Genomic DNA, 24,941 nt, shown 5'->3' with positions numbered 1-24,941 from the left:
AGAACACCGGGCGGGCCGACTTCCGTGCCCGCCCGGTGTTCGTGACCGGGCCTGCTCAGGACGGCAAGGGGGTGCACAGGACGGCGGCGGGGCCCTGTGCGCTGCCGACTCGGGTGGTGAACGCGACGCCCGCGACGTACTCGCCGGCCTCGCACTGGCCCTTGTAGGCGCCGTAGGCGAAGTCGTCGCCCGCGCCATCGGCGGGCCGGTTGTCGGACCGGTCGAACCACAGCGTCCGGCCGCTCGCGCTCGACGCCGCGCGGGCCGACACGCACAGCACCGCCGACACCCGCTCGCCCCGACGGCTGTAGCCGATCACGAACTGGCCCGCCGGGCACTGGAACTTGGTGTAACCGGACGCCCAGTCGCCGCCCGCCGGCACGTACCGCTCGTCCGTGACCACCGTCCGGGCGCTGCCCGCCGCCCGCTGGTCACCCGCGCCCACGTCGGTGCACAGACCGCGCCCGCCGGAGTGCGCGAGCCCGACCAGCCGCAGACCGTCCGGGCAGGCCGCCTTGTAGGCCCCCGGGTCCCAGTCGCCGTCGGCCCGCACCAGCAGGGACTCCACCTGGTCGCCGTGGTCCGTGGACAGCATGCGCCAGGTCGCCCCCGGTGCGATGTACCCGGTGCGGCCGGCGGAGTTCATCAGGTGGGCCCAGGCCGTGGCTCGCCAGTCCCCGCCGTCCAGGATGCCGGAACGGTGCCCGGCGGTGTCGTAACGCAGCAGCGCCCAGTCGTCGTGGCCCTCCCAGCCGACCAGGGGCCAGTAGGCGAAGTCGGTGTCGTGGTCGGCGAAGTAGTCGGTGATGGCGCCGAACCAGGTACGGGCCGCCGTACCGGTCTCGTTCGCCCCGATGCCGAACTCGCTGACCCACACGGGCGCGGTGTAGTGCCTGCCCTCGGCGGTGACGAAGAACGCCTCGTCGGCGAGCGCCTGGTACAGCTCGTCGCGGGTCAGGTCCTGGTAACGGGGGTCACTGGTCTCGCCGATGCCGGTGGCGCCGCTGTGCCGGGGACCGGTGTAGCCGTAGAAGTGGGCCGAGTAGACGAGCTTGTGGGCGTTCACGAGGGTGTGGGAGAGGGTCCGGACGGGAGTGAGCACGGGGCGGCCGTGCGGGAGCCCGTCGACCGGAAGGCCGGTCCAGTTGATGCCTTCGACGACGATGAGGAGGTTCGGATCGCCCTCGGTGAGGATGCGGTCGGCGGCGAGCTGGGCCGCCGCGTACCAGTCGTGGTCGTCGCCCAGACCCCAGTTGGGGTCGTCCAGCACGTCCCGGCGCACCTCGTTGTAGAGATCGGCGCCCACGACACGGGAGTTGGCGGCGTACCGCCGGGCCATGAAGACCCAGTCGTCGGCCCACTGCCGTGTGGACTGGCTGCTGTTCCAGCGCTCGTTGCCGTCGACGCCGCAGCACCAACGGGAGGTGTTGGTGTGGTTGTTGAGGATGACGGCGAATCCGGCGCCGGTGAGGGCGGTGACGACCGCGTCGTAGATCTCCAGCGGGGTCTTCCCGCGCAGCTGCGGATTGGCGGTGACGGCGGCGTCCGGCACCGGGGCGGTCGTGCGGATCATCTCGTTCGAGAACGGCAGCCGGACGCTGTTGATGCCGAGCGCCGTGAAGTCCGACAGGAGCTGCGGGAGGGGCGCGCGGTCCAGGCCGAGGGGGATGCCGTACGAGTCCTGGCCGGCGTGGTGGTTCGCGGGGTCGGTGACGCTGCCGCTGCCGGTCCAGGAGCCCTGGGCGCCGTCCCAGTTGGCGGCCTTGAGGCGGAAGCGGTTCCCGTCGGCGTCGACGATGTAGCGGCCGCGCGTGGACAGCGGTCCCCGCCAGGCGTCGGCGGCCGAGGCCTGGCGGGCCAGGGCGGTCGGAAGAAGGGCGATGACGAGGAACGCTACTGTCAGGTACGTGACAAACTTGGGGGAGTGCCTGAGCGGCATCATCAGTCCTCTGAGCGGAGCCGGTGGGGTGTCGCGCGGGTGCGGCACCCTACCAGGGCCGGTCTCAACGCAGAAGCGGTCCGTCCGCCGTGCAGGCCTCCGCCGCCCAGCCGTCGAGGTCACGTTCGGGGCGCAGCAACTTCCTGATGGCCGCCGCCGAGGCACGGTGCCAGTCGCGGCCGCGGCGCAGCATCGCGTGATCGCAGCCCCGCAGCAGCACCATCCCGGCCTCGGCGCCGGCCTCGCGGGCGTGCCGTACGTACGCCGCCGACTCGCCGGGCTCGGTGGTGTGGTCGCGGTCCCCGTGCAGGACGAGGATCCGGGTGCCGTCGAGACCGTCCACCGGGTCGTTGGGCGGGCACCAGGGCGCCAGTGCCAGCACCCCGCGCACCGCGGGATCGGCCGCGGCCCGCAGCGCCGCCCGGCCGCCCATGGAGTGCCCGACCAGCACCACGGGCACGTCGCCGGCCAGGCCGCGCAGTTCGTCGAGGGCGCGCAGGGTGTCGTGCAGCGGGTCGGCGGCGTCGTTCCAGCCCCGGTAGCGGTAGCGCACCTGTCCGACCAGCACGTCACGCGGTGAGGAGACGGAGGCGGCGACCCCGGAGAAGGGGCGCATGCGCAGGGCCGCGGGATGCCAGGGGCGCGCCGGACGCCGCCCGTTCTCCTGCCCGCAGTGCAGGACGAGTACCGCCGCGCGAGCCCGCTCCCGTGGCGCGCGGCGCACCACCAGGGCACTCCCGCCCACCTCGACGACCCGTCCGTCGGTCACCGCGTCCCCCTCTGCTTCCTCCGGGATGAAGCCTGCTGCCGCCATCAAACACTCCCGGGGGAAGCCCTGGCCACCGCGATTCCTCAGCGGCACGCGCCCACCACGCGGACATCGGCGGCGAGGAGGTGCGGCGAGAACTGCTCACGTGTGAGAGCCGCGGACCACCGCCAACCCGCCGACCCGGGTCGTGATGCCCGCCGGCCCGCGTCGGGCCGAAGCGAGCACGCCGGCCGGTCGGCCGAGTGTGTCGCCCTGCTCCACCTCGATCGCGACCGTCCGTGCCCCTGTCGTGTCGAGCAGGTGGGCGGCCAGGCAGCCGGTGCTGTTGGCGTTGGCGACGTCCTCGTCGACACCGATCGCCGGCGCGAACATCCGCGCCGCACCCGGCCGGTCGCCCACCGGCGGTACGTGCACGAAACAGCCGAGGAGCCCGTACCGTCGGCACGCCTCTGCCAGCCTGCCGAAGTGTGGGCGGACTCGGAGCAGCGCCGACCGGTCGTGGACCGGTACCAGCATGCGTGGTGCGCCGGGCGCGGCGATCCGTGGCCCGTCCGTCGGATGCAGGTCGTCCGCGGTGAGCCCGAGCGCGGCGACGATCGCGGCACGCTCGTCCGGTGCCGGGTGGCGCAGCGCGACGAGGCCCTGGTCGAACCACACCTCGATGCCGACGGGGCGGCGGATCGCGACGGTGTCGAACGTGCGCCCGCCGGTGTGCTGGCGGTCGTTGAGCTCGCCCAGCGCGGTGCGGGTCAACCGGACGGCCTGTGCGGCAACGGTGCCGTGGCCGCAGCCGGACAGTTCGGCGGTGGCGGTGAAGAACCGGACCGGCCGGCCACCGTCCGGCGTCCGCCCCGGCCCGAGGAACGCCGTGTGCGAGGTGCCGGCCGCGGCAGCGACCGCACGCCGGTCCGCGTCCGTCGCCGCAGGGTCGTCGTCGGTGACCGCCGTGGGGCTGCCGCCCCGGCCGTCGCGCCGCACGCACGCGTCAACCACCGTGACCGCCGGCCAGGACATCGGCTGCCTCCGACGCTCAACCACCGAACGCGTCCCGGAGCGTACCGTCCTGCCTCAACCGGTGCCGTCCCGCACCGGATAGTGGATGACGACCGCACCGCCGGTGGCGTAGTTGGGGACGTCGGAGGCCACCCGCCGGCCGTGCGCCGACGCCCGCGCCGCGGCCATGGCCGCGGCGTCGGCGAAGTCGGCTTCGAAGACCGCGAAATACGGCGCTTCTCCCTGGGCCGCCGCCACGTCGAAGCTGTAGCGCCACGCAAGCGGGCCGGGCCAATTCATGACCAGCGGGAGGTGGTTGGTCACGTAGTAGTCGCGGAAGTGGTCAGGGTCGGCGGGCTTGGAATACAGGACGAGCAACCTATGCATGACGACCTCTCGTGCCTCGGCCCGGTTTCGAAATCAGAAACGCCGAACGCCGAGTGGATGCTAGTTTTTCGAATAACGAAACGCAAGGACCAGGAGTGGTATGCCGACACCGCGCCCAGGAACACCGGTTCGTGGATCGACGACCGGCCGCCCCCTCATGGCCGCGATGGACCTGTTCGGCCGTCGCTGGGCGCTGCGCATCATCTGGGAACTGCGTGCGGGTCCGCTCGGCGCCCGCGCACTGCTGGCACGGTGCGAAGGGCTGTCGTCCAGCGTCCTCTACCAACGGCTCCGCGAACTCACATCGAGCGGCATCATCTCCCCCTCGGCCGACGGCTACGAGCTCACTCGGCTGGGGACAGCACTCAGGCACGCCCTCCGTCCGCTCGACGAATGGGCGATCACCTGGGCGCAGGAGCAAGAACACAACCACGACCGGCGACACTGAGCCGGAACGGAGCACAGCGGGGGTGGGGGACATGAGCGAGGGTTTCGGCGAGCCCGAAAAGGCCGGCAGACCGGTGGTCCAAGTGGTGGCCGCGGTGGCCTTGTTCGCCGTCGTGATCGGCGCGCTGTGGGTCCAGAAGCGGTTCGTCCACCAGACGGAGACCAGCAGCGCACCGGCCACCTGCACGACCTCGCACGACCGGCTCCCGGCCCGGTACGTCTCCGGTGCCCGCCTGTGCGCGCTGCTGAACCGCCCGGACCTCCCGGCGCTGCTGGGCACGCCCCGGGAGCGGATCGAGATCGCCGACGGCAGCGGGGACTGGATCACGCTCGCCGGCGGCACCAGGATCCCCGCGCCCGAGGCGACGGTGACCCTGAAGACGTACTACGTGAAACTGTCGGCGGCCTACGACGACCTGCCCGTCTCCGAGACGGGCGACGTGCTCGGCGGCACCAGGAGGACCAGCGTGCTGGGGCACCCCGCCGTCCTCTACTCCAGCCCTACCTTCTCCATCGGCTTCGACCTCGCCGGCGGCAGGGCGCGCTCGGGCCCCGGTGGGACGGCGCGATGCGTCCTGGTCTCGAAGCACGGGAAGGACGACGGGAAGGGTTCGTTCGAGGTCGCGATCTGGCGGCAGGACGACGTGCCGCCGGACGACGCGGCGCTCCTGCGGGTCGCCGAGAGGGTCCTGAGGACAGCCCCGGGCTGGAACGAGCCCTGACGACCGCCGCGGACGGGTGCACGACACCGGCCCCGGCCGGGAGTCGAGTCCCTTCCGGGGCCGGGCCCGGGTCATGAGCTCATGGGGCGACGGTCGTCGCCGTGGAGGTGACCGTGTCCGCTGCGGGGAGTGCGGGCAGTGCGGGTACGACGCTGCCGAGGAGCCCGGTGACCGCGTCGAGGACGGGGGCGAGCAGTCCGGTGACGGCGCTGATCACTCCGCCCAGGTCGAGCGAGGTCAGCGAGGTGAGCAGTTTGCCGACGGCGGCCTGGATCGCGTTCACCAGGTCCGTCACGGGGTCGGCGGCGCGCGTCTGGTTCCGGTGCCCGGCGGCCCGGCCGGCGGCGGCCTTGATGCTCTCCTGGACCGTGTCGCTCCACTTCCGTACCGCCTGCGCGTAGGCGGTGGCCGTCGCCGGGTCGAGCCGGCCCCCCTGTGCCTCGGCGAGGCCGGGCACCGTGGCGAGGAACGGGGAGACGAGACGGGAGCCGTGCGTCGCGTCGAGCCGGTCCAGGAGCGTGGCGAGGTCGGTGCCGGCCGGCGGGACCTGCTGGGCGACGCCCGGCCCCGACGCTGCTCGGCCGGTGTCGGCGGCGGCGTCGGCGGCGGCCGGGCCGCATACCAGGGCGGCGCAGACCAGAGGGGAGACGAGAAGGCCGCGGGAGACTAGGGCGCGCATGGGGTTCCTTTCGAGACTGCTGTCCTTGTGCCCACGGTGGGAAGCGGGGCAGGCCACCGCAACCGCTTCGGCCCGTGGCGCGCGGTCCCCGTCGCACACGGGAAAGGCCTTGACCAGCCGGTTTGTTCGGCTGGACGACTCCAGCCGGACGTTCACCCGTCGGAGTGCGTCCCGCAGCCACTGAAACACAGCCACGTCAAGCACAGCCACGTCAAGCACAGCAGAAGAGCCCCGCCCCTGACGGATCAGGGGCGGGGCTCTTCGGTCGGAGCGCCGGGCAGGCCTTGCACCTGCATTTCCCCGCAGGAAGCGGGGCGTCTTTCCTTGGACCACCAACGCATAGCGCTTCACTCGGACTTGAGTGCCTCGCTCAAGATCGAGCCTACCCCGGTCCGGGGACGCACGCCAAATCGCGCGCGTTCCCCCTTCGGGCTCCGGGCCTCGGGCTCCGGGTCACCGTTCCGGAACGCGGTCCAGGTCGTGCAGCCAGGCCCGCGCCGAACTGTCGGAAGGGGCGCGCCAGTCGCCGCGCGGCGACAGCGAGCCGCCCGCCGACACCTTCGGGCCGTTGGGCATCGCCGAGCGTTTGAACTGGGCGAAGGCGAAGAAGCGACGGCAGAAGTAGTCGAGCCAGTGCCGGATCTCCGCCAGGTCGTACGCCTTGCGCTCGGACTCTCGGAAGCCGGGCGGCCAGGCACCGGACTCCCGGTCGTGCCAGGCGTGCCAGGCCAGGAACGCGATCTTCGACGGCCGGAAACCGTGCCGCAGCACCTGGTACAGGGTGAAGTCGTGCAGCGCGTACGGGCCGATCTTCGACTCGGTGGACTGCAGTTCCTCACCCGGCACCAGCTCCGGGCTGATCTCCGTGTCGAGGATCGCGGCCAGCGTCCGGCCGGTCTCCGGGTCGAACTGCTCGCTGCTGATGACCCACCGGATCAGATGCTGGATCAGCGTCTTCGGCACACCGGAGTTGACGTTGTAGTGGCTCATCTGGTCGCCGACGCCGTACGTCGACCAGCCGAGCGCCAGCTCCGAGAGGTCGCCGGTGCCGAGGACGATGCCGCCGCGCTGGTTGGCCAGCCGGAACAGGTAGTCGGTACGCAGCCCGGCCTGCACGTTCTCGAAGGTGACGTCGTACACCGGCTCACCGGCCGCGAACGGGTGGCCCATCTCCTGGAGCATCAGCCGCGCGGTCGGCGTGATGTCCAGCTCGGCCGCGGTCACGCCGAGCGACTCCATCAGCCGGTGCGCGTTGCCCTTGGTGTGCTCGCCGGTGGCGAAGCCGGGCAGGGTGAAGGCCAGGATGTCGCTGCGCGGGCGGCCGGCGCGGTCCATGGCCCGGGCGGCCACGATCAGCGCGTGCGTGGAGTCGAGACCGCCGGAGACACCGATGACGATCTTCGGGCCGCCGATCGCCGCAAGCCGCTGCTGGAGCGCCGCGACCTGGATGTTGTACGCCTCGTAGCAGTCCAGGGCGAGCCGTTCGGGATCGGCAGGCACGAACGGGAAGCGTTCCACCCGGCGGCGCAGGCCCAGATCGGCCGTCGGCGGGTCGAGCCGGAAGGAGACGGTCCGGAAGTCGCCGGTGCGGGCCGCGTGGGTGCGCCGGTTGTCGTCGAAGGAGCCCATCCGGGCCCGCTCCTGGCGCAGCAGGTCCAGGTCGACGTCGGCCACCGCGTACTGGTCGTCGCGGGGGAACCGGTCCGTCTCCGCCAGCAGCTGACCGTTCTCGTAGATCATGGTCTGGCCGTCCCAGGACAGGTCCGTGGACGACTCGCCGAGACCGGCCGCCGCGTAGACGTACGCGGCGAGGCAGCGCTGCGACGCCGAGCGGCACAGCAGCTTCCGGTCCTCCGCCCGGCCGACGGTGATCGGGCTGCCAGACAGGTTGACCAGGACGTTCGCGCCGGCCAGCGCCGCCTCCGCGCTCGGCGGCACCGGCACCCACATGTCCTCGCAGACCTCGGCGTGCACCACGAGACCGGGTACGTCGGACGCCTCGAAGAGCAGGTCCACCCCGAACGGCACGCTCTCGCCGCCGATCCGGATCGTGCCGCCCCGCTCGTCGTCACCCGCCGCGATCTGCCGCCGCTCGTAGAACTCCCGGTAGTTCGGCGGGTACGACTTGGGCGCGACCCCGAGGATCCGGCCGCGGTGCATCACCACCGCGCAGTTGTAGATCCGGTTGCGGTGGCGCAGCGGGGCGCCGACGACGAGGACCGGCAGCAGTTCGGCGCAGCCGGCGGCCACCGTCGCGAGTGCCTCCTCGGCCTGGTCGAGTACCGCGTCCTGGAGCAGCAGGTCCTCGATCGAGTAACCGGTCAGGCCGAGCTCCGGGAAGACCGCCACCGCGACCCCGTCCTCGGCGCAGCGCCGAGCCTGACGCAGGACCGCCTCGGCGTTGGCGCGCGGGTCGGCGATGACGGTGTGGCCCGTGCACGCTGCCACGCGCGCGAAACCGTGCTCATAGATCGACCAGAAGTTCAACGGGCTTCCTCGGGAGAGACGGACGGGGAACGATGCCGGACACGGGTACCCGCTCCGGCGGCTTTCCCGCTCCCAGCAGCATAGATCGCTCCATGATCCGTGCTGGTCCGGAGGGTCACAGGGGCGTGGTGTCCAGCAGGTCGGCGGCCATCCGGCGGGCCGGGGCCTCGGTGTCGGCCGCCACCCGGTGGAACGTCGCCTCCGCCGCGTGCGCCGGCCAGTCGGCGGGCAGGTGCCGGGCGGGCAGCCGCGGATCGGTGCGGATGACGTCCAGCCACTCGCTGACCAGCCGCAGCCGGGTGACGACCGCGTCGTCGTCGGGGCCGGGCCGCCAGGCCTCCCAGCGGGCGCGGAAGTCCTCGTAGCGGGCCGCGATCGACTCCAGGTCCCAGGTGTCGCGGATCATCACGTCGATGTCCGTCGCCTCGTCGGCCAGCGCGTGGAAGATCTTCACGTGCGCGGAGAGCCCGAGTTCCGCGACCACGGCGGAGACGTCGACCCGGCCCGGCGCGATCCACAGCCCGCTGTAGAGCGGTCCGAAGCCGGACCAGCCGAGTTGTGAGCGCAGGTCGTGGCGCTGGCGCTGCCAGGACTCGGGCAGCGAGAAGCCGAGCAGGGTCCAGGAGCCGTCCCAGTCGTCGTTGACGGCTCCCGTCTCCCAGATGCGCCGTCGGCCGTCGTGCAGGATCTGCGCGGCGAGAGGCGTCAGGCCGAAGTACATTTTGCGGCCCTGTCGTTGCCGTCGCAGCAGGTCGCGGTTGACCATGCGGGTGAGCGTGGAGCGTACGGCCTGCTCGCCGACGCCCGCCCGGCCGAGGACCGTGATGATGCTGCCCGAGTAGACGCCCAGCGGACCCTGCTCCAGTACGTGGTTGCCGAAGAAGGCGAGCAGGAGCGACTGCGGGCGGGGCTGCGGTGAGTCCAGGGGTTCTGGCGCGGTCTCGGCGTTCACGTGCGCAAGATTACGGCCATCGGCCGGACGTACGACGGGCCGTACGGCCTTGCTTCCGGTACGGGGCGCGGGGGCCGGCCAGGTCGTAGGGACGGGGGAAGGCGCTCGGCTCGTACGCTGTGTAGCGTGCCGCCGAGGAGGGGTCGGCGGCACGGGTGCGGGCGTTGAGCGACGCGGGCTCGCTGCCCTTCCAGTGGCCGGAGGTGATGCGGTCCTCCAGGGCGTGCAGCGCGGCCACCTGTTCGCCGGGGCTGAACGTGCAGTGCCCGGCGTTGTCCACGTAGCGCTGCCTGAGCAGGGCGGTCCGGCCCGCGACCGCGACGGCACGCCGGTAGGCGCTCTCCGCCTGGACCGGGATCAGCGGGTCGCCGGTGGTGTGGACGTTCAGCTGCGGCCTGCTGAGCCGGCCGGTGAACACGCTGGTGCCGCTCATCCAGTGGACGGCCTTGGGATCGGCGGAGATGCGCGGCGCTGCGGCCAGGGCGGCGAGGTCGGACCGCAGGGACCGGCCGGCCGCGCGGTAGAGCGCCGAAACCTCCTTCTCGTAGGGCGAGTTGTGCAGCAGGGCCGCGTAGTCGACGCCGGTGTTCCAGGACATGTTGCCGCCCGCCCGGCTCTCCGCCTCCTGGCGCCAGCGGAAGGCCGGGAGTTCGACAAGACCGAGAGCGGCCCAGTACTGGCCTGCCTGCTGGGCGCCCCAGTCGTCCGGCGCCGGCCGGGGCGTCTCGGGGTCGTTCCAGCCGGGGACGTCGTACAGGGCCGCGGCCAGCGCGATCCGGGCCCGGCCGGTCGCGGTGCCCTGTGCCTGTGCGACCAGCGCGGTCATGTCCCCGGCCTGGGCGGCCGCCTCGCCGGCGTCCCGCAGCCCGGTCAGCCGGATGCCCGAGCCGGTGGTGCCGCCGAGCAGGGTGCGCAGGGCGAAGACGGCGTCCAGCATGCTGTTCCAGGTGGCGATCCCGCCCTGCACCAGACCGCACATCGACAGCGAGCCGGCGATGCGTTTCGGGTGCCGCTCGGCGATGGTGGTGGTGACGAGGCCGCCGTACGACGTGCCCCAGGCGATGGTGCGCCGCGCCGTGCCGAAGCGGCCGGTGAAGACGTCGAGCGTGGCGAGCTGGTCGGGCACCGCGTCCGTGACCGCCCAGCCGGTGCTGGCGTACGACGAGCCGACGAGCGCGTACCCCTCCTTCAACAGCAGCGACCGGGTCGCGTCGTCCGGTGCGTCGCGCGCCGGGTTGGCCTCCCCGGCCGGGGTGTAGCCGTGGCTGTACAGCAGCACGGTGCCGTTCCAACGGCCCGGCACGTCGAGGACGTAGAGTGCGCCGGACGGCAACGCGCCTTCGACGTGGGCCGCTTCGGCGGCCCGGGCGGCCGGTGCCGGTGCCGGTGCGGCGGCGAGCAGCAGGGCCGCGAGGGCGAGGAGCGGACGACTGCGGAAGCGGTACGGCACGGGGCTCGGGCTCCTTGCGCCAGGGTGGAGGGCCGACACCGCGAAGTTAGGTTTGCATGTGACCGTCGTCAAGAATGTGCACAACGTCGGGCGTGTCGGGTGGGCGGCCGTTGCCGGACACCTGCGCGGCGGGTCATGCGGCGTCCACTAGTCCGTTCACGTCACCGGGCCGACCGGTGACGCGCGGGAGCCCCGCTCCGGTGGCGCCTCGGCGCGCACCGGGGCGGGGAGGTGAACCGCTCCGCTATGCGGCGGTGCCGCCCGCGTAGTCGCCGTTGAACGCGGTCTCGATGGTCGAGGCCACCGACTGCGCCACCCCCGTGCCCGTGAGAATGATGCCCAACTCACGGTTGCTGGAGAGGGAGTTGCTGCTGACGTTCATGGAACCGGCCTCCACCTCCTGGGTGGACAGGCCGTAGTCGGCGACCATGGCCTTCGCGTGGATGTAGAACCCGTTCGGGTCGGAGTAGCCGACGACGGTGCCCCCGGCCGCCTTGATTTCGGAGACCTCGCCGGCGTAGTCGGACGGGGTCTCCAGGACCACCCGCACCTTCACCCCCGCCTGCGCCCTGGCGACGATGGCGTTGACCACCGTGCTGTCGCTGAACTCCAGCTCCTCGACGTCGAGCGTCTTGGTGGCGGCGTTGATCACGGTCAGCAGGCGGCTGCGCGAGTCGGTGGGGGACCAGAGCAGGTGGTCGCCGTCGGTGGGGGTGATCGAGGTGCCGGCGTAGTCGGCGTTGAAGACCTTCTCGATCGCGGCGACGTCCCGGGTGTCGTCGGTGAAGACACCGTAGTCGCGGCCGGTCGAGTAGTACTGCGAGGTCAGGTTGCCGGTGAGGACCAGCGACTTGGTGCCGTCCACGGTGATGGTCTTCTGGTGCGTGTAGACGAAGGCGGACGGCGACCACGCCACACCCACGCCCGCGTTGGTGAGGGCGGTGTAGGCGGAACCGTTGGCGCTGCGGTGGGCGTTGTCGAGGATCACCCGCACGGTGACGCCCTTCTTCTTCAGGGCGATGAGATCGTTGACGGCCGTGGTGTCCTCCAGCTCGTACATGGTCATGTCGAGGGAGGTGGTGGCCGAGGTGATGAAGTCGTAGATCGTGGGCTCGCTGGTGCCGAGCGAGAAGGCGAAGGCGGTGTAGCTCGCGGCGTCGGCGGGGACCGCGGTGGCGACCACGGCGGCGCCGGTCGCCAGGGCGACCCCGGCGCGACCGAGAAGCTTCGACAGCATGCGTGACTCCTAGTCGAGTTGACGCTCACGTGGGGGGTGGGCGAGCGTGGGCATGACACCACGCGCGTAGACCGCCGAGGAAGAGGAGCCGGGTGAACTCACCGTTACCGACGGGCGAGACGAGCCGACAAAGCGGACTTCGAGTAGGTGGCGGCTGGTTCATGGGCGCCCCGCGAGAACGCAAAGTCTTCGTAGCCGGGTGCCGCGGGGGCCTTGCCGGGCGGGGGTCGGGCGAGGGGCGCGGCCGGTCGCACACGCCCGGCGGTGACGGAAAGATCGGGAAGCGGGCGGCGCCGCCCGCGCGGCCCGTCAGCCGGTGGCACCGTCTCGCCGGCCCCGCCCGGCGGCCGGGGCGACCGGGCGGGTGCGCCGGGCGTCCGGCCCGGACGCGCCGAGGGGACCAGGCAGGCGCGGCGCGACCGCGCCCGGGATCCGGTCAGGAATGGAGAAGCACCACGGTTCCACCCCGGCTAGCGTGGCCGCATCGACGGAGGCACCGCGCAGTGGATGGAGACGGGTTTGAGCATGGCCAGAACGACCGGGACGCAGACGTCCACGCCGCACGTGGCCGACACGCACGGCCTGATCCGGGTGCACGGTGCCCGTGAGAACAACCTCAAGGACGTCAGCATCGAGATCCCGAAGCGCCGGCTGACGGTCTTCACCGGCGTCTCCGGCTCGGGCAAGAGCTCGCTGGTCTTCGACACCATCGCCGCCGAGTCCCAGCGGCTGATCAACGAGACCTATCCGGCCTTCGTCCAGGGCTTCATGCCGAACCTGGCCCGCCCCGAGGTCGACGTCCTCGACGGTCTGACCACCGCGATCATCGTCGACCAGCAGCGGATGGGCGGCGACCCGCGCTCCACCGTCGGCACCGCCACCGACGCCAACGCGTTGCTGCGCATCCTCTTCAGCAGGCTCGGCACACCGCACATCGGCTCGCCCAAGGCATTCTCCTTCAACATCGCCTCGATCAGCGGCGCGGGCGCCGTCACTGTCGAACGCGGCGGGCAGAAGGTGAAGGAGCGCCGCAGCTTCAGCATCACCGGCGGCATGTGCCCGCGCTGCGAGGGCCGCGGCGCCGTCACCGACCTCGACCTCACCGAGCTCTTCGACGAGACCCTGTCTCTCAACGAGGGCGCGATCACCGTCCCCGGCTACAAGGGCGGGGGCTGGAACTCCCGCCTCTACATCGAGTCCGGCTTCTTCGACCCGGACAAGCCGATCAGCAAGTTCACCAAGAAGGAACTCCAGGACTTCCTGCACCGCGAGCCGACCCGCATGAAGATCGCGGGCATCAACATGACCTACGAGGGGCTGATCCCGCGCATCCAGAAGTCGATGCTCTCCAAGGACAAGGAGTCGATGCAGCCGCACATCCGCGAGTTCGTGGAACGTGCGGTCACCTTCGCCACCTGTCCCGAGTGCGACGGCACCCGGCTGAGCGAGGGCGCCCGCTCCTCGAAGATCGCCGGGATCAGCATCGCCGACGCCTGCGCGATGCAGATCAGCGACCTGGCCGCCTGGGTCAGGGGCCTCGACGAGCCGTCGGTGGCCCCCCTCCTGGAGACGCTCGGGCACACCCTGGACTCGTTCGTGGAGATCGGGCTCGGCTACCTCTCCCTGGACCGGCCGGCCGGCACCCTGTCGGGCGGTGAGGCCCAGCGCACCAGGATGATCCGCCACCTCGGCTCCTCGCTCACCGACGTCACCTACGTCTTCGACGAGCCCACCACCGGCCTGCACCCGCACGACATCCAGCGCATGAACGGCCTGCTGCTGCGGCTGCGCGACAAGGGCAACACCGTGCTCGTCGTGGAGCACAAGCCGGAGGTCATCGCGATCGCCGACCACGTCGTCGACCTCGGCCCCGGCGCCGGAGCGGGCGGCGGTACCGTCTGTTTCGAGGGCACCGTCGAGGGCCTGCGCAAGGGCGGCACCCTCACCGGCCGCCACTTCGGCGACCGCGCCTCGCTGAAGGAGACGGTCCGCAAACCCACCGGTGCCCTGGAGATCCGCGGCGCCGCCACCCACAACCTCCAGGGCGTCGACGTCGACATCCCGCTCGGGGTGCTGGCCGTCGTCACCGGTGTGGCGGGCTCGGGCAAGAGCTCTCTGGTGCACGGGTCGATCCCGGCCGGCGCCGGTGTCATCTCGGTCGACCAGGGTGCCATCCGCGGCTCCCGGCGCAGCAACCCGGCGACGTACACCGGACTGCTCGAACCGATCCGCAAGGCCTTCGCCAAGGAGAACGGCGTCAAGCCCGCCTTGTTCAGCTCCAACTCCGAGGGTGCCTGTCCCACCTGCAACGGCGCCGGCGTCGTCTACACCGACCTGGCGATGATGGCCGGTGTCGCCACCACCTGCGAGGAGTGCGACGGAAAGCGGTTCGAGGCGTCCGTCCTCGAGTACCGGCTCGGCGGGCGCGACATCAGCGAGGTGCTGGCGATGCCGGTGACCGAGGCCGAGGAGTTCTTCGGCGCGGGCGAGGCACACCTCCCGGCCGCCCACCGCATCCTCCAGCGGCTGCGCGACGTCGGCCTCGGCTACCTCACCATCGGCCAGCCCCTGACCACCCTCTCCGGCGGTGAACGCCAGCGCCTCAAGCTGGCCACGCACATGGCCGACAAGGGCGGCGTCTACGTCCTCGACGAGCCCACCGCGGGCCTGCACCTCGCCGACGTCGAGCAACTCCTGGGCCTGCTCGACAGGTTGGTCGACTCCGGCAAGTCGGTCATCGTGGTCGAGCACCACCAGGCGGTCATGGCGCACGCCGACTGGATCATCGACCTCGGCCCCGGAGCCGGCCACGACGGCGGCCGCATCGTCTTCGAGGGCACTCCCGCCGACCTCGTCTCCGCCCGCGCCACCCTCACCGGCCGGCACCTCGCCGAGTACGTGGGCGCCCGGGGCTCGGCAGCGGACTGACGGGTGCCGGAGCGGGCGGTGTCCCTCGCCGCCCGCTGTGCGGTGCGCCGGGCACGGCGGCACGGGGCGAGGTGTGAACGTTCAAACGCCCCTCGTTAGGGTACGTCCATGAATGCGACGCCCCGCTGGCTGAACCCCGAGGAACGACGGGCGTGGCTGGCCTACGTCCAGTTCTCCACGCACCTGTCCGACCACCTGAACCGCCAGCTGCGGCGCGACGCGGGGATGACCCACGCCGACTACTCCCTGCTGGTCCACCTGTCCTCGGTCGAGGAGCACAGCCTGACCATGTCCGAGCTGGCCGAGCGGCTGAAGATCACCCGAAGCCGCCTCACCCACGCCGTGACCCGCCTCCAGGAGGCCGGCTATGTCGACCGCCGCGAGGACCCGGCCAGCCGCCGCAACCAGCTGGCCGTCCTGACTCCGGCCGGGCTGGCCCTCCTGGAGCGTGCGGCTCCCGGTCATGTCGAGGCGGTCCGCCGCGTCGTCTTCGACGCCCTCACTCCCGAGCAGGTGAGCCAGTTCGCCGTGATCGGCGAGGCGATCAGCGCCGCCCTCCGGCGGATGGACGCGGACAGCGGCGAGCAGGAGGCGCTGCCCTGGCGGCGGCGGTAGCCGCCGACGGGCCTGCCGCGGACGCGGTGTCCACGGCAGGCCCGGGGGTGCGGTCGTGCCGGTCAGGCCTTGGCGTCGCCCGACGGGGCGAGCAGGACCGCCGTCGCGGTGCGGTGCGCGACGGCGTCGCTCACCCGCGGGTCGAACAGCGCCTCGACGGCGTTGCGGTGGTGCGGGCTCAGCACGATGAGATCGGCACCGAACTCCTCGGCCGTCTCCGAGATGACCTCCGCGACCTGCGTGGTCAGCCCCCGCAGGAGGGTTCCCTCGGCCTTGATCCCCCGCTCGCGCAGATCCGCCAGCGCCTCCTCCAGCACGGCCTTCGCCTCGGTGTCGTCCTCCAGGGCGACGACCGCGGACACGGAGACGGCGGAGGTGATGACGTGCACGACGCGGACCTCGGCGTTGGTCAGCAGCGCCAGCTCACCGGCCAGTCGCACGGCGGAGCCGCGGGCGGGGCTGGGATCGACGGCGACCAGGATGCGCTGAAACACGGACACTTCTGTTCCCCTTCCGGGAGGGTGGAAAGGCAACTCGGTGATCAGGGACGCCGGATCACGGCGTGTCGGGTCGGCGCGTCCGGCGCCGAACGAGTTCCTCCACCTCACCCGGTGATCATGCCACCGCCCCCGGGACCGGCACACGGCGGGTGTGTGTAACAGCCACTGAACGGCCGGGGACCGGACGGTTCCCCCGTCGCGGCGTCACGGTCGCGGCGCCGGCCTCACCGGATGACGCCCTTGAGGTGCGGTACGACCCGGGTGAGCCGGACGACGCCCCACAGGATCAGGCCGGCCCCGATCGCCTCGGGCAGCAGCCACCAGCCGGTACGGACCGACTCGCCGAACAGGATGACCCCCAGCGTCAGGCTCACCGCCGCGTCGCCGATGGTCAGCGCCGGCTGGGAGGCGACCAGCGGACCGGCCTGCAGCGCGTTCTCCAGGAACATCAGCGCCGCGATCCCGGTGAGCGCGCAGGCGTACGTCTGCCAGGTGGTGAGGAAGGCCGGCAGACCCGCGTCGGCAAGGCGGGCGGTGGCCGACTTCATGAACGCGGCGGCCAGCGCGTTGCCGACCGCGGCGCCCGTGGCCAGGGCCGCCGCGCGGAACAGCGGTGACGAGGACGACCTCACGAGCAGCACGGTGACGGCGATGGCGCCCAGGGTGAGGACCAGCACCGGGATCCAACGGGTCATCGGGGCCTGCTGCCGCCCCCCGTGCGGTGCGGCCGAGGCCAGCAGCAGGGCCAGTCCGGCCACCACGCCCGCAATCGCCCACCAGCCCGCCGGATTCGGCCGGCGGTGCAGCAGCGGCACGGCGATCAGCAGGGCGAACGGCAGCTCCAGCATGAACAGCGGCTGCACCAGCGCCATCGGGCCGTTGACCAGGGCGAGTGCCTGGAAGACGGCGGCTCCCGTGACCCCGGCGATCCCGACGGCCCAGGCGGGCCGCCGGGCCAGCGCGAGCAGCAGGCGCAGTCCGGTGCGGCCCGGCAGGGTGGAGGCGGCCTTGCGCTGGAAGGCGGTGCCCGTCGCGTTGCTGACGGCACCCAGGACGGCGAAGAGCACGGCGAGCACCATCATGGTTCCAGGATGGCCCGAGCACCCGGCACGCCGGGGTCCGACGCCCGCCGCCACCGGGTGAACGCGCACGTCACCGTTCAGGCGGCGCCCGGGGAATGCGGCGCGGGCGGCCCGCCCGCGGGCGCCGACCCGCGCCGCCTCCGGCCGCCCGCTACGGCCGCAGCACGATCTTGCCCTGGGCGTGCCGCCCTTCCAGTTCACGGAACGCGTCCCGCACGCGCTCCAGCGGGTAGGTGCCGGCGATCGGCACGTCCAGTTCCCCGCGTGCGGCGAGCCGGGCGAGTTCGCCGAGGACGACCGCGCACGCCGCCGAGCCTTCCCCGTAGGTCCGCGCGCCCACCTCGCCCGCGGCGGACCAGTCGCGGATCGTGTTGATCCGGTCCGGCCGCACCCCGAGTTCCACGGCCATGCGCACATAGCCGTCGCCGTAGGTGTCGATGAACGCGTCGACGCGCCCGTCGGCGGCCCGCCGGACCCGCTCCGCCGCGCCCGCCCCGTAGGCGACCGGGACGATGCCGTGATCCGTCAGCCAGGCGTGGTCGCGTTCGCTCGCCAGCCCGATGACGGTGGCACCACGCCGCCGCGCGAGCTGCACGGCGAGCGACCCCACCCCGCCCGCCGCACCGGACACCACGACGGTGTCGCCCGGCTGGGGGTCCACCGCGAACACGGTGGCGTAGGCGGTGGTGCCGGCCACGTACAGCGAGCCGGCCACGTCCCAGTCGAGTCCCTTCGGCCGGGACACCAGGTTCACGTCGTCGACCACGACGTATTCCGCATGGCTCGCCCGCCGGTGGGTGAAGCCGAGGACCTCGTCCCCCACCGCGAAACCGCGCACCTCGGGGCCGGTCTCGGCCACGACACCGGCGAGGTCGCTGCCCTGTCCGGAGGGGAACGTCGCGGGCCAGCGTCCGTGCCGGGCCCCCTCGCGGATCATCACCTCGCCGGGCTGGATCCCGGCGGCCCGGACCTCGACCAGTACCTGCCCGGGGCCCGGCGCGGGCCGCGCCACCTCCTCGACCCGCAGCACCTCGATTCCGCCGTAGCCGTGGAAACGGACCGCTCTCATCGCGTGCTCACCGTCCCGGGGACGGGAGTTCCGTGCGGTGTTGACGTCATGCTGCACATGCTGGCAGGTCAGAGGTGCGGGCGGTGGCCCTTTTCCTGGCGGGGGTAGATCTGGTCGGCCCCCGGGAGGGCGGGTCTGGGGAGGGTGGCGACCTCCTCCTTCGCCCTCGCCAGCTGTTCGGCGGTGTCGTGCGGCAGCCGCGGCGGCCGCGGGCGGGCGTCGCGGAAGCGGAAGGCGGACAGGAGGTCGCCGAACGTGCGCCGGCGCCACTGGCTGACGTTGGGTTCCTCGACGCCGGTGAGGCGTTCGAGGAACCGCAGGGCGGAGGTGTGGTCGAAGGCTTCGGAGGCGACCCAGCCGCCGACGGTCCAGGGGGAGACGATGACGGCGGGGACCCGGAAGCCGCCGCCGATCGGCAGGCCCTGGATGAACTCGTCCGGGGTGCCGGCCGGTGGGGTGGGCGGTGCCACGTGGTCGAACAGGCCGTCGTTCTCGTCGTAGGTGAGGATGAAGACGGTCTTGCGCCACACCTCGGGGTTGGCGGCGATGGCCTCGATCTTCGCGGCGACGAAGTCCGCGCCGGCGGCGGGCAGGTAGTCGGGGTGCTCCGACTGGTGGCTGGTGGGCATGATCCAACTGACGTCCGGCAGGCGGTCGTTGCGGGCGTCGTCCTCGAAGGTCCCCTCGGGCTGCGGGCGCACCCCGCGCTCGTACAGGTCGCTGCCCGGCCGCGCCTGCCGGAACGCGGCGAACTGCTCCAGCACGTTGCAGCTGTAGTCGTCCTCCTGCTGGTAGACCTTCCAGGTGACCCCCGCGGCCTGCAGCCGCTCGGCGTAGGTGGTCCACCGGTACGGCGTCGGGGCGACGTTGCCGATGACCGGACCGCCGTGGGTGCCGGCCGGATCGATGCTCCCGGTCATCCACATCAGCCGGTTGGGCCAGGTGGGTCCCAGGACGGAGCAGAAGTAGTGGTCGCAGACGGTGAAGGTCTCCGCGAGGGCGAACTGGAAGGGGATGTCCTCGCGGGTGTAGTAGCCCATGACATAGGGGGCGGCGGCACCGTCGGCCGCACGGTGGGCGGGCAGCCAGCGATCCATCCTGCCGTTGTTCCAGGCCTGGTGCTGCACGGACCAGGCGTGACTGGTGGAGGGGATGGCCTGGGCACTGGACCTGCGCGTGTCGAGGTGGAACGGCAGCAGGTAGCCCCTGGGGTTGGCGGCGTCGGGCTGGTAGAAGACGGGCCGCCCGTCGGCCAGCTTCAGCGCGTGCAGGTCGGCGAAGCCGCGGACGCCGGGGAGTGTGCCGAAGTAGTGGTCGAAGGACCGGTTCTCCTGCATCAGCATGACGACGTGTTCGATGTCGTACGGAGAGCCGCCGCGCGGGGGCCCGGCGGCGACGGCCCTCTGGACGCTGGGCGGCAGCAGCGTGAGGGCCGCGGCGCCACCGAGCGCGCCCGCGGCGGAACCCAGGAGTCTGCGACGGGTCAACTCAGCCATGGACGACCCTTTCTGGGGCTCGCCGGGGGTGGGGACGGGTACGGGACGACGGCCGGGCCGCCCGCGAGGGCGGACCGGCCGTTCACTCACTGGCCCGGCGTGAGTATGTAGGTGTTGAGGGTGCCCACGGCGGAGAGCGGGGTGGGGGAGCCGGTGTCGTAGCGGTCCACGGCAAGGTAGTTGGGCTTCTTGCGGGCGGCGGGCGTGCAGAAGTTCTGGGCGCGGTTGAGGAGTTTGCCGTTGTCCGTGGCGGCGGTGGAGGCGATGGGGTAGTCCCGGAAGTGGTTCATGACGAACAGCGGGTGGAAGGCGGAGGAGTCGGTGGTGAGCGGTCTGCCGGTGCCCCAGCGGCTGTAGCAGGACCAGTCGGAGTCCCCGAGTCCGCCGCCCATGGACCAGTAGTTCTCCACGGTCCATTCGCGCTGGTACATGACGCCGAAGGTGTCGCGGGTGGTCCAGCCGTTCGCGGTGTCGCTCGCGCGGGTGCGGTCGCTGAAGATCAGGAGCTGCTTGCCGCGGGCGGCGAGATCGGCCATCGTGGGCCAGCCCTTGGTGGCCGCGCCCTCCTGGTCCGGCCGGTACAGCAGGTCGTAGAGGCCGCTGACGGACGCCAGGGACGACTTCAGTACGTCGGAGGAGGCGTAGTCCTCCAGGAAGACCGTGGCGAACTGACCGGGGTGGGCCTTGAGGAAGTCGACGATGCGCTGGAGGTCCGTGGCGAGCGGCACGGGGCTGCTGACGCCGTCGCAGCTGTTGTGGCAGAGGACGGCCTGGCCGGAGACGGTGTAGTCGTCGAGCATGAAGCCGCGCACGCCGTCGCTCAGCTGGCGGCTGATGCCGTAGTTCTGGTTGGGGAACAGGTTGACGGGGAACGAGGCGAAGTTCCCGTCGGCGCCGTTGGCGAAGGCGTTGTGCGCGGTGAGGAAGGTGACCTGGTCGAGGGTGCGGGTGTCGGCGGAGGGCATCGCCGAGGTGGCGTAGGAGACCGGGGTCAGGTACCAGCGCGCGAGGTCGCCCGCGGTGCCGAGCTGTACGGCGGCGCCGGTGTCCGACGACGAACCGGTGAGGTACTGCGCGGTGCCCGGGACCGTGACGGTGTAGGTGCCGTCGGTGGCGGCGGCGACGCTCCAGGTGGTGCCGTCGGCGCCGCAGGCGGCGGTCACCGCGGCGGTGCCGCTGCGGCCGAGGCAGGTGCCGGACTCGTCGGCGTTCCGCAGTTGGTAGCCGCCGCCGACCGCGACCGGTGTCCACTGCTGGTGGTCCTCGTTGCCCTTGGGGTTGTGGGCCACGACGGTGCCGCCACTGTCGGCCGCGTCGAGGCCGGTGGCGTAGTTCTGGAGGTAGACCGAGGACGTGGGCACCGCCGCCGACGCGGTGCCCGGGAGCAGGACGGGAGCCGACAGGGCGAGGACGACGGAACAGCACAGGACGCGCAGGGGGCGCAGACGCACGGGGAGTCCCTTCACTCTGGCAGGGCACGAAGTGCCCACGCTGTCAGAGGCATGAGATACCCGGTGACACGTGTGGTGCGCCAGTCATGCAGGCTGAATTCCCTTTCCCGAAGCATGATGTGACGAACTGTCACCCATCTGGGCGGCGTGGCGGATGCCTGCCGCCCGAGCGATGTGCCGTCGTCCTGGGACTCCAGTGACCGGACCCGGGTGACGCAGGTCACCGCGTTGTGAGCGGCAATCCAGGAATGTGCGCGCGCGTCATCCCGCTGCAACGTTCTTGGGGTCTGCTGGGCAAGGGCGCTCGGCACGGTCGGCCCCGGAGGCGGAAGCGCCTGCGGAGCCCCGTCCCCGCTGCCCGTCCCCGGACCACCGTCTTCGAAAGGTCTTCCCGCTCACCATGCCTTTGGCTCTGCTGGCCCTCGCCGTCGTCACGTTCGGCATCGGCACCACCGAGTTCGCCACCATGGGACTGTTGCCCCAGATAGCGGACGGCGTCGGAGTGTCCGTGCCGCACGCCGGCAACCTCGTGTCGGCCTACGCTCTCGGCGTCGTCGTCGGCGCCCCCGTACTGACCGGCATCGGCGCGCGCGTGCCCCACAAGCGGCTGCTGCTCCTGCTGACCGGGCTGTTCGTGGTCGGCAACACGGCGTCCGCGCTCGCCCCGAACTTCGGCCTGCTCTTCGCCGCCCGTTTCCTGGCCGGCCTGCCGCACGGCGCACTCTTCGGCGTGGGCGCGGTCGTCGCCTCCAGGCTGGTCGCCCCCGACCGCGCCGCACGCGCCGTCTCCCGGGTCTTCCTGGGCCTCACCATCGCGAACATCGTAGGTGTCCCCGCCGGCACGGCTCTCGGCCAGCACCTGGGCTGGCGCTACGCCTACTGCGCCGTCGCCGTCATCGGCCTGGTGGCGCTGGCTGCGCTCGCCCTCCTCGTGCCGCACCAGCCGCGCGGACCGCAGGCGGGCATCCGCCAGGAACTGCGGGCGATGGGCAACCGGCAGGTCTTCATCGGACTGGCGACCGCCGTCGTGGGGTTCGGCGGCTTCTTCGCCGTCTACAGCTACCTCGTCCCCATGCTGACCCATCTGACCGGCATCTCCGACTCCTCCACCACCCTGGTCCTCGCCCTCTACGGCGTCGGCATGACCGTCGGCACCCTGGTGGCCGGTCCCCTCACCGACCGCGCCCTGCGCCCGACCCTCTACGCCGGGATCGTGCTGCTGGCGGCCGCGCTCGTGACCTTCTACTTCACCGTCCACAGCACGGTCCCCGCCCTGGTGACGGTCACCCTCATCGGCGCGATGGGCGCGCTCATCACCACGCCCGTCCAGATGCTGCTGATGATCAACGCGAAGGACGCCCCGACGATGGCGGCGGCCTCCAACCACTCCGCGTTCAACATGGCCAACGCGGCCGGCGCCTGGCTGGGCGGCCTGGTCATCTCGGCGGGCTGGGGCTGGGCCGCGCCCAACCTGGTCGGCGCCGCGCTCGCCCTGGCCGGCCTCGCCCTGGCCGTCACCGGCGGCATCCTGGACCGGGGCGGCCGCCCCTCGAAGGTGGTCACCTCCCAGGGCGCCCCGGACACCGGCACCGCGACCGCTAAGGCTCCCGTGGCTCCCGCGGCTTCCGCGGAGGCGACCGACCGGAACCGCGGCTGACCCCGGCCCGGGACGACCGCGCCGCCTCCGGCGCCCCGCCCACCCCGCCGGGCACGGGCGCCCCGAGTCGCCCCCGGGGCGCGGGCGGCCTGCGGGCCTCGGACGCGCGGGCGGCCTACCGGCCCCAGGTGCGTGGGCGGCCTTCGGGCCTCAGCAGACCGCGCGACGGCCGCCGCGCGGTCTGCTGAGGGCCCCGCGCCTCGGATCAGGCGGCCGGGGCGAAGTAGTGGCCCTTGTCCAGGTCCTCCAGCAGCCCCGGGTGCGACGGACGCCAGTCCAGCAGTGCCTGAGTGGCCGCGCTGGAGGCCGGGCTGTCCAGGCCGATGAAGCCGCCGAGCCAGGTGAAGTGGTCGGCCGCGTCGGCGGGCGCCACGGAGGTGACCGGTACACCGAGATGGCGGCCGATCACCTCGGCGACGTCACGGATCGCGACGCCCTCCTCGCCCGTTCCGTGCAGCACCGAACCCGCCGGCGCCTTCTCCACGGCCAGCCGGAACAACCGCCCGATGTCGAGCCGGTGCGCGGCGGGCCACCGGTTGGCGCCGTCGCCGACGTATCCGGAGACACCGCGCTGCCGGGCGATGCCGATCAGCGACGCCATGAACCCCTGGTCGCCCTCGCCGTGGCAGGTGGGGGCGAGCCGCACCACCGAGGAACGCACGCCGTGCGAGGCCAGTTCCAGGGTCGCCAGGGCGGTGGCGTGCCGCACCGAGAACGCCGAGTCGTCGACCGCGGGCATGTCCTGTTCGGTGACCGTCCGGCCGGGAGCGATGCCGAGCAGGCCGGCGGCGAGCACGAAGGGCCGGTCGGAGCCGGCCAGTACCTCGCCGAACGCGTCCACGGCCCGGCGGTCCGCGTCCGCGGCCCCGCGGAAGTCACCGCTGAAAGCGATGTCGTGCTTGAAGGCGAGGTGGATCACACCGTCCGACGTAGCGGCGGCCTCGCGCAGCACCTCCAGGTCGTCGACGGTGCCGCGGACGACGTCGGCCCCCGCCGCGGTGAGCGCGGCGGCGGAGGCGTCCGAGCGGGCCAGTCCGGCGACCTGGTGGCCCGCGTCGAGCAGTTCGGGCACGACGGCCGAGCCGAGCCAGCCGGACGCGCCGGTCACGAAAACACGCATGGGAGAACCCCTGACTTTCGATGACAGTGACTGACATCGACAGTAGCACTCGATGTCAGTCACTGTCATCGCGTAGGATTCGGCCATGGGAAGATGGGAGCCGAACGCGCGCGAGCGCCTGGCGGCAGCGGCGTTGCAGCTCTACAGCGAGCAGGGGTACGAGCAGACGACCGTGGCGCAGATCGCCCGGCAGGCGGGTCTGACCGAACGCACCTTCTTCCGGCACTACGCCGACAAGCGCGAGGTGCTCTTCGCCGGCTCCCCGCTCCAGGAGCTGTTCGTGGCCGCCGTCGCACAGGCCCCGGCGTCCGCGCCGCTGCTCGACGTGCTCGGCGCCGGGCTCGACGCGGCCTCGGACATGTTCAGGGGGCGCCATCAGTTGGCGCTGCGCCGGCAGGCCGTGGTCGCCGCCCACCCGGAGCTCCGGGAGCGCGAGCTGATCAAGCTCGCCTCGCTGGCGGCCGCTCTCGCCGACGCCCTGAGGGACCGGGGCGTGCCGGAGCCGACCGCGGCCCTGGCCGCGGAGACCTGCGTCGCCGTCTTCAAGGTCGGCTTCGAGCAATGGATCACGGCCGCCGAGGAGACCGACATGGCCTCACTGATGCACGACCTGCTGGACGAGCTCGGCAGGGTGACCGCACAGGGCTGACGGCCACCGGCCCGCTGACGCCGAAGCGCGCGGAGGTGGTCTCGGCACCGGCGCACCCCGGGCTCCCAGCCGGGACAGCCTCGCCCTGCACTTCACGCCCGGGGTGTCCCGCGCCCTCGACGTACTCATCGAGGGCTGGCCGATGCACCGCGCCTTCTCGGACGAACCGCTGGACCGCCGACTGGTCACCGAGACCGTCCACGCGATCGTCGCCGCCGGACCACGCCTGTCCACCGACACCGCCGGGCCATGACCGCCACACGCTGCCCGAAAGGATGAACGTCCCGGTCGGACGGCGTGTCGCACCCCGGG

General features: G+C 72.3%; 22 protein-coding genes. 7 read left to right on the top strand and 15 right to left on the bottom strand.

What is annotated here, in order from left to right; genetic code table 11:
* Nucleotides 1-55: 55 nt before the first annotated feature.
* The 4 genes from ACZ3KP_RS22755 to ACZ3KP_RS22740 form a co-directional block, all read right to left on the bottom strand.
* Nucleotides 56-1,939 (bottom strand): glycoside hydrolase family 5 protein, encoded by a 1,884-nt coding sequence (locus tag ACZ3KP_RS22755; protein WP_467501540.1) that lies wholly within the window; start codon nt 1,937-1,939, stop codon nt 56-58.
* A 64-nt stretch (nt 1,940-2,003) separates the two neighbouring features.
* Nucleotides 2,004-2,753 carry a dienelactone hydrolase family protein gene (locus ACZ3KP_RS22750; RefSeq protein WP_467501481.1) on the bottom strand — a complete coding sequence of 250 codons (750 nt, stop codon included), beginning with the start codon at nt 2,751-2,753 and terminating at the stop codon, nt 2,004-2,006.
* A 96-nt stretch (nt 2,754-2,849) separates the two neighbouring features.
* Nucleotides 2,850-3,722 (bottom strand): PhzF family phenazine biosynthesis protein, encoded by an 873-nt coding sequence (locus ACZ3KP_RS22745; RefSeq protein WP_467501480.1) that lies wholly within the window; start codon nt 3,720-3,722, stop codon nt 2,850-2,852.
* Nucleotides 3,723-3,776: 54 nt separating this feature from the next.
* Nucleotides 3,777-4,088: an EthD family reductase gene (locus tag ACZ3KP_RS22740; protein ID WP_467501479.1), complete on the bottom strand. Its 312-nt coding sequence runs from the start codon at nt 4,086-4,088 to the stop codon at nt 3,777-3,779.
* Between the two features lie 157 nt (nt 4,089-4,245).
* Here ACZ3KP_RS22740 and ACZ3KP_RS22735 point away from each other — a divergent pair, with 157 nt between their 5' ends.
* Together ACZ3KP_RS22735 and ACZ3KP_RS22730 are read left to right on the top strand one after the other, a co-directional pair.
* Nucleotides 4,246-4,536 (top strand): winged helix-turn-helix transcriptional regulator, encoded by a 291-nt coding sequence (locus ACZ3KP_RS22735; protein ID WP_467501539.1) that lies wholly within the window; start codon nt 4,246-4,248, stop codon nt 4,534-4,536.
* 31 nt (nt 4,537-4,567) lie between these two features.
* The gene (locus ACZ3KP_RS22730) at nt 4,568-5,257 is read left to right on the top strand and encodes a DUF6215 domain-containing protein (RefSeq protein WP_467501478.1); all 690 of its coding nucleotides are present in this window, start codon (nt 4,568-4,570) and stop codon (nt 5,255-5,257) included.
* A gap of 79 nt (nt 5,258-5,336) precedes the next feature.
* Here ACZ3KP_RS22730 and ACZ3KP_RS22725 read toward each other — a convergent pair whose 3' ends face one another.
* The 5 genes from ACZ3KP_RS22725 to ACZ3KP_RS22705 all read right to left on the bottom strand — a co-directional run bounded on the left by ACZ3KP_RS22725 (nt 5,337) and on the right by ACZ3KP_RS22705 (nt 12,062).
* Nucleotides 5,337-5,936 (bottom strand): hypothetical protein, encoded by a 600-nt coding sequence (locus ACZ3KP_RS22725; protein ID WP_467501477.1) that lies wholly within the window; start codon nt 5,934-5,936, stop codon nt 5,337-5,339.
* Nucleotides 5,937-6,389: 453 nt separating this feature from the next.
* On the bottom strand, nt 6,390-8,423 hold the full coding sequence (locus tag ACZ3KP_RS22720) for an NAD(+) synthase (RefSeq protein WP_467501476.1): 2,034 nt from the start codon (nt 8,421-8,423) through the stop codon (nt 6,390-6,392).
* Nucleotides 8,424-8,538: 115 nt separating this feature from the next.
* The gene (locus ACZ3KP_RS22715; RefSeq protein ID WP_358981561.1) at nt 8,539-9,375 is read right to left on the bottom strand and encodes a PaaX family transcriptional regulator; all 837 of its coding nucleotides are present in this window, start codon (nt 9,373-9,375) and stop codon (nt 8,539-8,541) included.
* Between the two features lie 10 nt (nt 9,376-9,385).
* Entirely contained in the window at nt 9,386-10,825 is a 1,440-nt protein-coding gene (locus ACZ3KP_RS22710) for an alpha/beta hydrolase family protein (RefSeq protein ID WP_467501475.1), read from the bottom strand.
* Nucleotides 10,826-11,069: 244 nt separating this feature from the next.
* On the bottom strand, nt 11,070-12,062 hold the full coding sequence (locus ACZ3KP_RS22705) for a phospholipase D-like domain-containing protein (protein ID WP_467501474.1): 993 nt from the start codon (nt 12,060-12,062) through the stop codon (nt 11,070-11,072).
* Between the two features lie 525 nt (nt 12,063-12,587).
* Between ACZ3KP_RS22705 and ACZ3KP_RS22700 the strand changes: the two genes are divergently transcribed.
* Both ACZ3KP_RS22700 and ACZ3KP_RS22695 read left to right on the top strand, forming a co-directional pair.
* Nucleotides 12,588-14,990 (top strand): ATP-binding cassette domain-containing protein, encoded by a 2,403-nt coding sequence (locus ACZ3KP_RS22700; protein WP_467501473.1) that lies wholly within the window; start codon nt 12,588-12,590, stop codon nt 14,988-14,990.
* Nucleotides 14,991-15,098: 108 nt separating this feature from the next.
* On the top strand, nt 15,099-15,605 hold the full coding sequence (locus tag ACZ3KP_RS22695) for a MarR family winged helix-turn-helix transcriptional regulator (protein ID WP_467501472.1): 507 nt from the start codon (nt 15,099-15,101) through the stop codon (nt 15,603-15,605).
* Nucleotides 15,606-15,667: 62 nt separating this feature from the next.
* Here ACZ3KP_RS22695 and ACZ3KP_RS22690 read toward each other — a convergent pair whose 3' ends face one another.
* The 5 genes from ACZ3KP_RS22690 to ACZ3KP_RS22670 all read right to left on the bottom strand — a co-directional run bounded on the left by ACZ3KP_RS22690 (nt 15,668) and on the right by ACZ3KP_RS22670 (nt 21,197).
* Nucleotides 15,668-16,105: a universal stress protein gene (locus ACZ3KP_RS22690; protein ID WP_467501471.1), complete on the bottom strand. Its 438-nt coding sequence runs from the start codon at nt 16,103-16,105 to the stop codon at nt 15,668-15,670.
* A gap of 224 nt (nt 16,106-16,329) precedes the next feature.
* A complete protein-coding gene (locus ACZ3KP_RS22685) occupies nt 16,330-17,187 on the bottom strand; it encodes a DMT family transporter (protein ID WP_467501470.1) in 858 nt (285 codons plus the stop codon).
* Between the two features lie 151 nt (nt 17,188-17,338).
* Nucleotides 17,339-18,256 carry an NADP-dependent oxidoreductase gene (locus ACZ3KP_RS22680; protein ID WP_467501469.1) on the bottom strand — a complete coding sequence of 306 codons (918 nt, stop codon included), beginning with the start codon at nt 18,254-18,256 and terminating at the stop codon, nt 17,339-17,341.
* A 68-nt stretch (nt 18,257-18,324) separates the two neighbouring features.
* Nucleotides 18,325-19,752: an alkaline phosphatase family protein gene (locus ACZ3KP_RS22675; RefSeq protein ID WP_467501468.1), complete on the bottom strand. Its 1,428-nt coding sequence runs from the start codon at nt 19,750-19,752 to the stop codon at nt 18,325-18,327.
* Nucleotides 19,753-19,838: 86 nt separating this feature from the next.
* A complete protein-coding gene (locus tag ACZ3KP_RS22670) occupies nt 19,839-21,197 on the bottom strand; it encodes an RICIN domain-containing protein (RefSeq protein ID WP_467501538.1) in 1,359 nt (452 codons plus the stop codon).
* Nucleotides 21,198-21,603: 406 nt separating this feature from the next.
* Here ACZ3KP_RS22670 and ACZ3KP_RS22665 point away from each other — a divergent pair, with 406 nt between their 5' ends.
* Complete coding sequence (locus ACZ3KP_RS22665; protein ID WP_467501467.1) at nt 21,604-22,860, top strand: MFS transporter; 1,257 nt, start codon at nt 21,604-21,606, stop codon at nt 22,858-22,860.
* 205 nt (nt 22,861-23,065) lie between these two features.
* Here ACZ3KP_RS22665 and ACZ3KP_RS22660 read toward each other — a convergent pair whose 3' ends face one another.
* A complete protein-coding gene (locus ACZ3KP_RS22660) occupies nt 23,066-23,980 on the bottom strand; it encodes an SDR family oxidoreductase (protein WP_467501466.1) in 915 nt (304 codons plus the stop codon).
* Between the two features lie 85 nt (nt 23,981-24,065).
* On the opposite strand from ACZ3KP_RS22660, the gene ACZ3KP_RS22655 reads away from it, so the two are divergent.
* Both ACZ3KP_RS22655 and ACZ3KP_RS22650 read left to right on the top strand, forming a co-directional pair.
* Nucleotides 24,066-24,629, top strand: coding sequence for a TetR/AcrR family transcriptional regulator (locus ACZ3KP_RS22655; RefSeq protein WP_467501465.1), 564 nt, complete (start codon nt 24,066-24,068; stop codon nt 24,627-24,629).
* A 103-nt stretch (nt 24,630-24,732) separates the two neighbouring features.
* The gene (locus ACZ3KP_RS22650) at nt 24,733-24,882 is read left to right on the top strand and encodes a hypothetical protein (RefSeq protein WP_467501464.1); all 150 of its coding nucleotides are present in this window, start codon (nt 24,733-24,735) and stop codon (nt 24,880-24,882) included.
* Nucleotides 24,883-24,941 lie beyond the last annotated feature (59 nt).

Source organism: Streptomyces sp. NPDC020958, from assembly GCF_055562175.1.
Note: the sequence above shows the minus strand (reverse complement) of the source record. Positions and strands in the feature narration are given on the sequence as shown.

Excerpts from the sequence above, each read along its gene's own strand:
- ACZ3KP_RS22700 (WP_467501473.1), top strand. The coding sequence starts at position 12,588 with ATGGCCAGAACGACCGGGACGCAGACGTCCACGCCGCACGTGGCCGAC.
- ACZ3KP_RS22680 (WP_467501469.1), bottom strand. The coding sequence starts at position 18,256 with ATGAGAGCGGTCCGTTTCCACGGCTACGGCGGAATCGAGGTGCTGCGG.
- ACZ3KP_RS22755 (WP_467501540.1), bottom strand. The coding sequence starts at position 1,939 with ATGCCGCTCAGGCACTCCCCCAAGTTTGTCACGTACCTGACAGTAGCG.
- ACZ3KP_RS22660 (WP_467501466.1), bottom strand. The coding sequence starts at position 23,980 with ATGCGTGTTTTCGTGACCGGCGCGTCCGGCTGGCTCGGCTCGGCCGTC.
- ACZ3KP_RS22725 (WP_467501477.1), bottom strand. The coding sequence starts at position 5,936 with ATGCGCGCCCTAGTCTCCCGCGGCCTTCTCGTCTCCCCTCTGGTCTGC.
- ACZ3KP_RS22740 (WP_467501479.1), bottom strand. The coding sequence starts at position 4,088 with ATGCATAGGTTGCTCGTCCTGTATTCCAAGCCCGCCGACCCTGACCAC.
- ACZ3KP_RS22735 (WP_467501539.1), top strand. The coding sequence starts at position 4,246 with ATGGCCGCGATGGACCTGTTCGGCCGTCGCTGGGCGCTGCGCATCATC.
- ACZ3KP_RS22655 (WP_467501465.1), top strand. The coding sequence starts at position 24,066 with ATGGGAAGATGGGAGCCGAACGCGCGCGAGCGCCTGGCGGCAGCGGCG.
- ACZ3KP_RS22695 (WP_467501472.1), top strand. The coding sequence starts at position 15,099 with ATGAATGCGACGCCCCGCTGGCTGAACCCCGAGGAACGACGGGCGTGG.
- ACZ3KP_RS22745 (WP_467501480.1), bottom strand. The coding sequence starts at position 3,722 with ATGTCCTGGCCGGCGGTCACGGTGGTTGACGCGTGCGTGCGGCGCGAC.
- ACZ3KP_RS22675 (WP_467501468.1), bottom strand. The coding sequence starts at position 19,752 with ATGGCTGAGTTGACCCGTCGCAGACTCCTGGGTTCCGCCGCGGGCGCG.
- ACZ3KP_RS22665 (WP_467501467.1), top strand. The coding sequence starts at position 21,604 with ATGCCTTTGGCTCTGCTGGCCCTCGCCGTCGTCACGTTCGGCATCGGC.
- ACZ3KP_RS22705 (WP_467501474.1), bottom strand. The coding sequence starts at position 12,062 with ATGCTGTCGAAGCTTCTCGGTCGCGCCGGGGTCGCCCTGGCGACCGGC.
- ACZ3KP_RS22730 (WP_467501478.1), top strand. The coding sequence starts at position 4,568 with ATGAGCGAGGGTTTCGGCGAGCCCGAAAAGGCCGGCAGACCGGTGGTC.
- ACZ3KP_RS22685 (WP_467501470.1), bottom strand. The coding sequence starts at position 17,187 with ATGATGGTGCTCGCCGTGCTCTTCGCCGTCCTGGGTGCCGTCAGCAAC.
- ACZ3KP_RS22750 (WP_467501481.1), bottom strand. The coding sequence starts at position 2,753 with ATGGCGGCAGCAGGCTTCATCCCGGAGGAAGCAGAGGGGGACGCGGTG.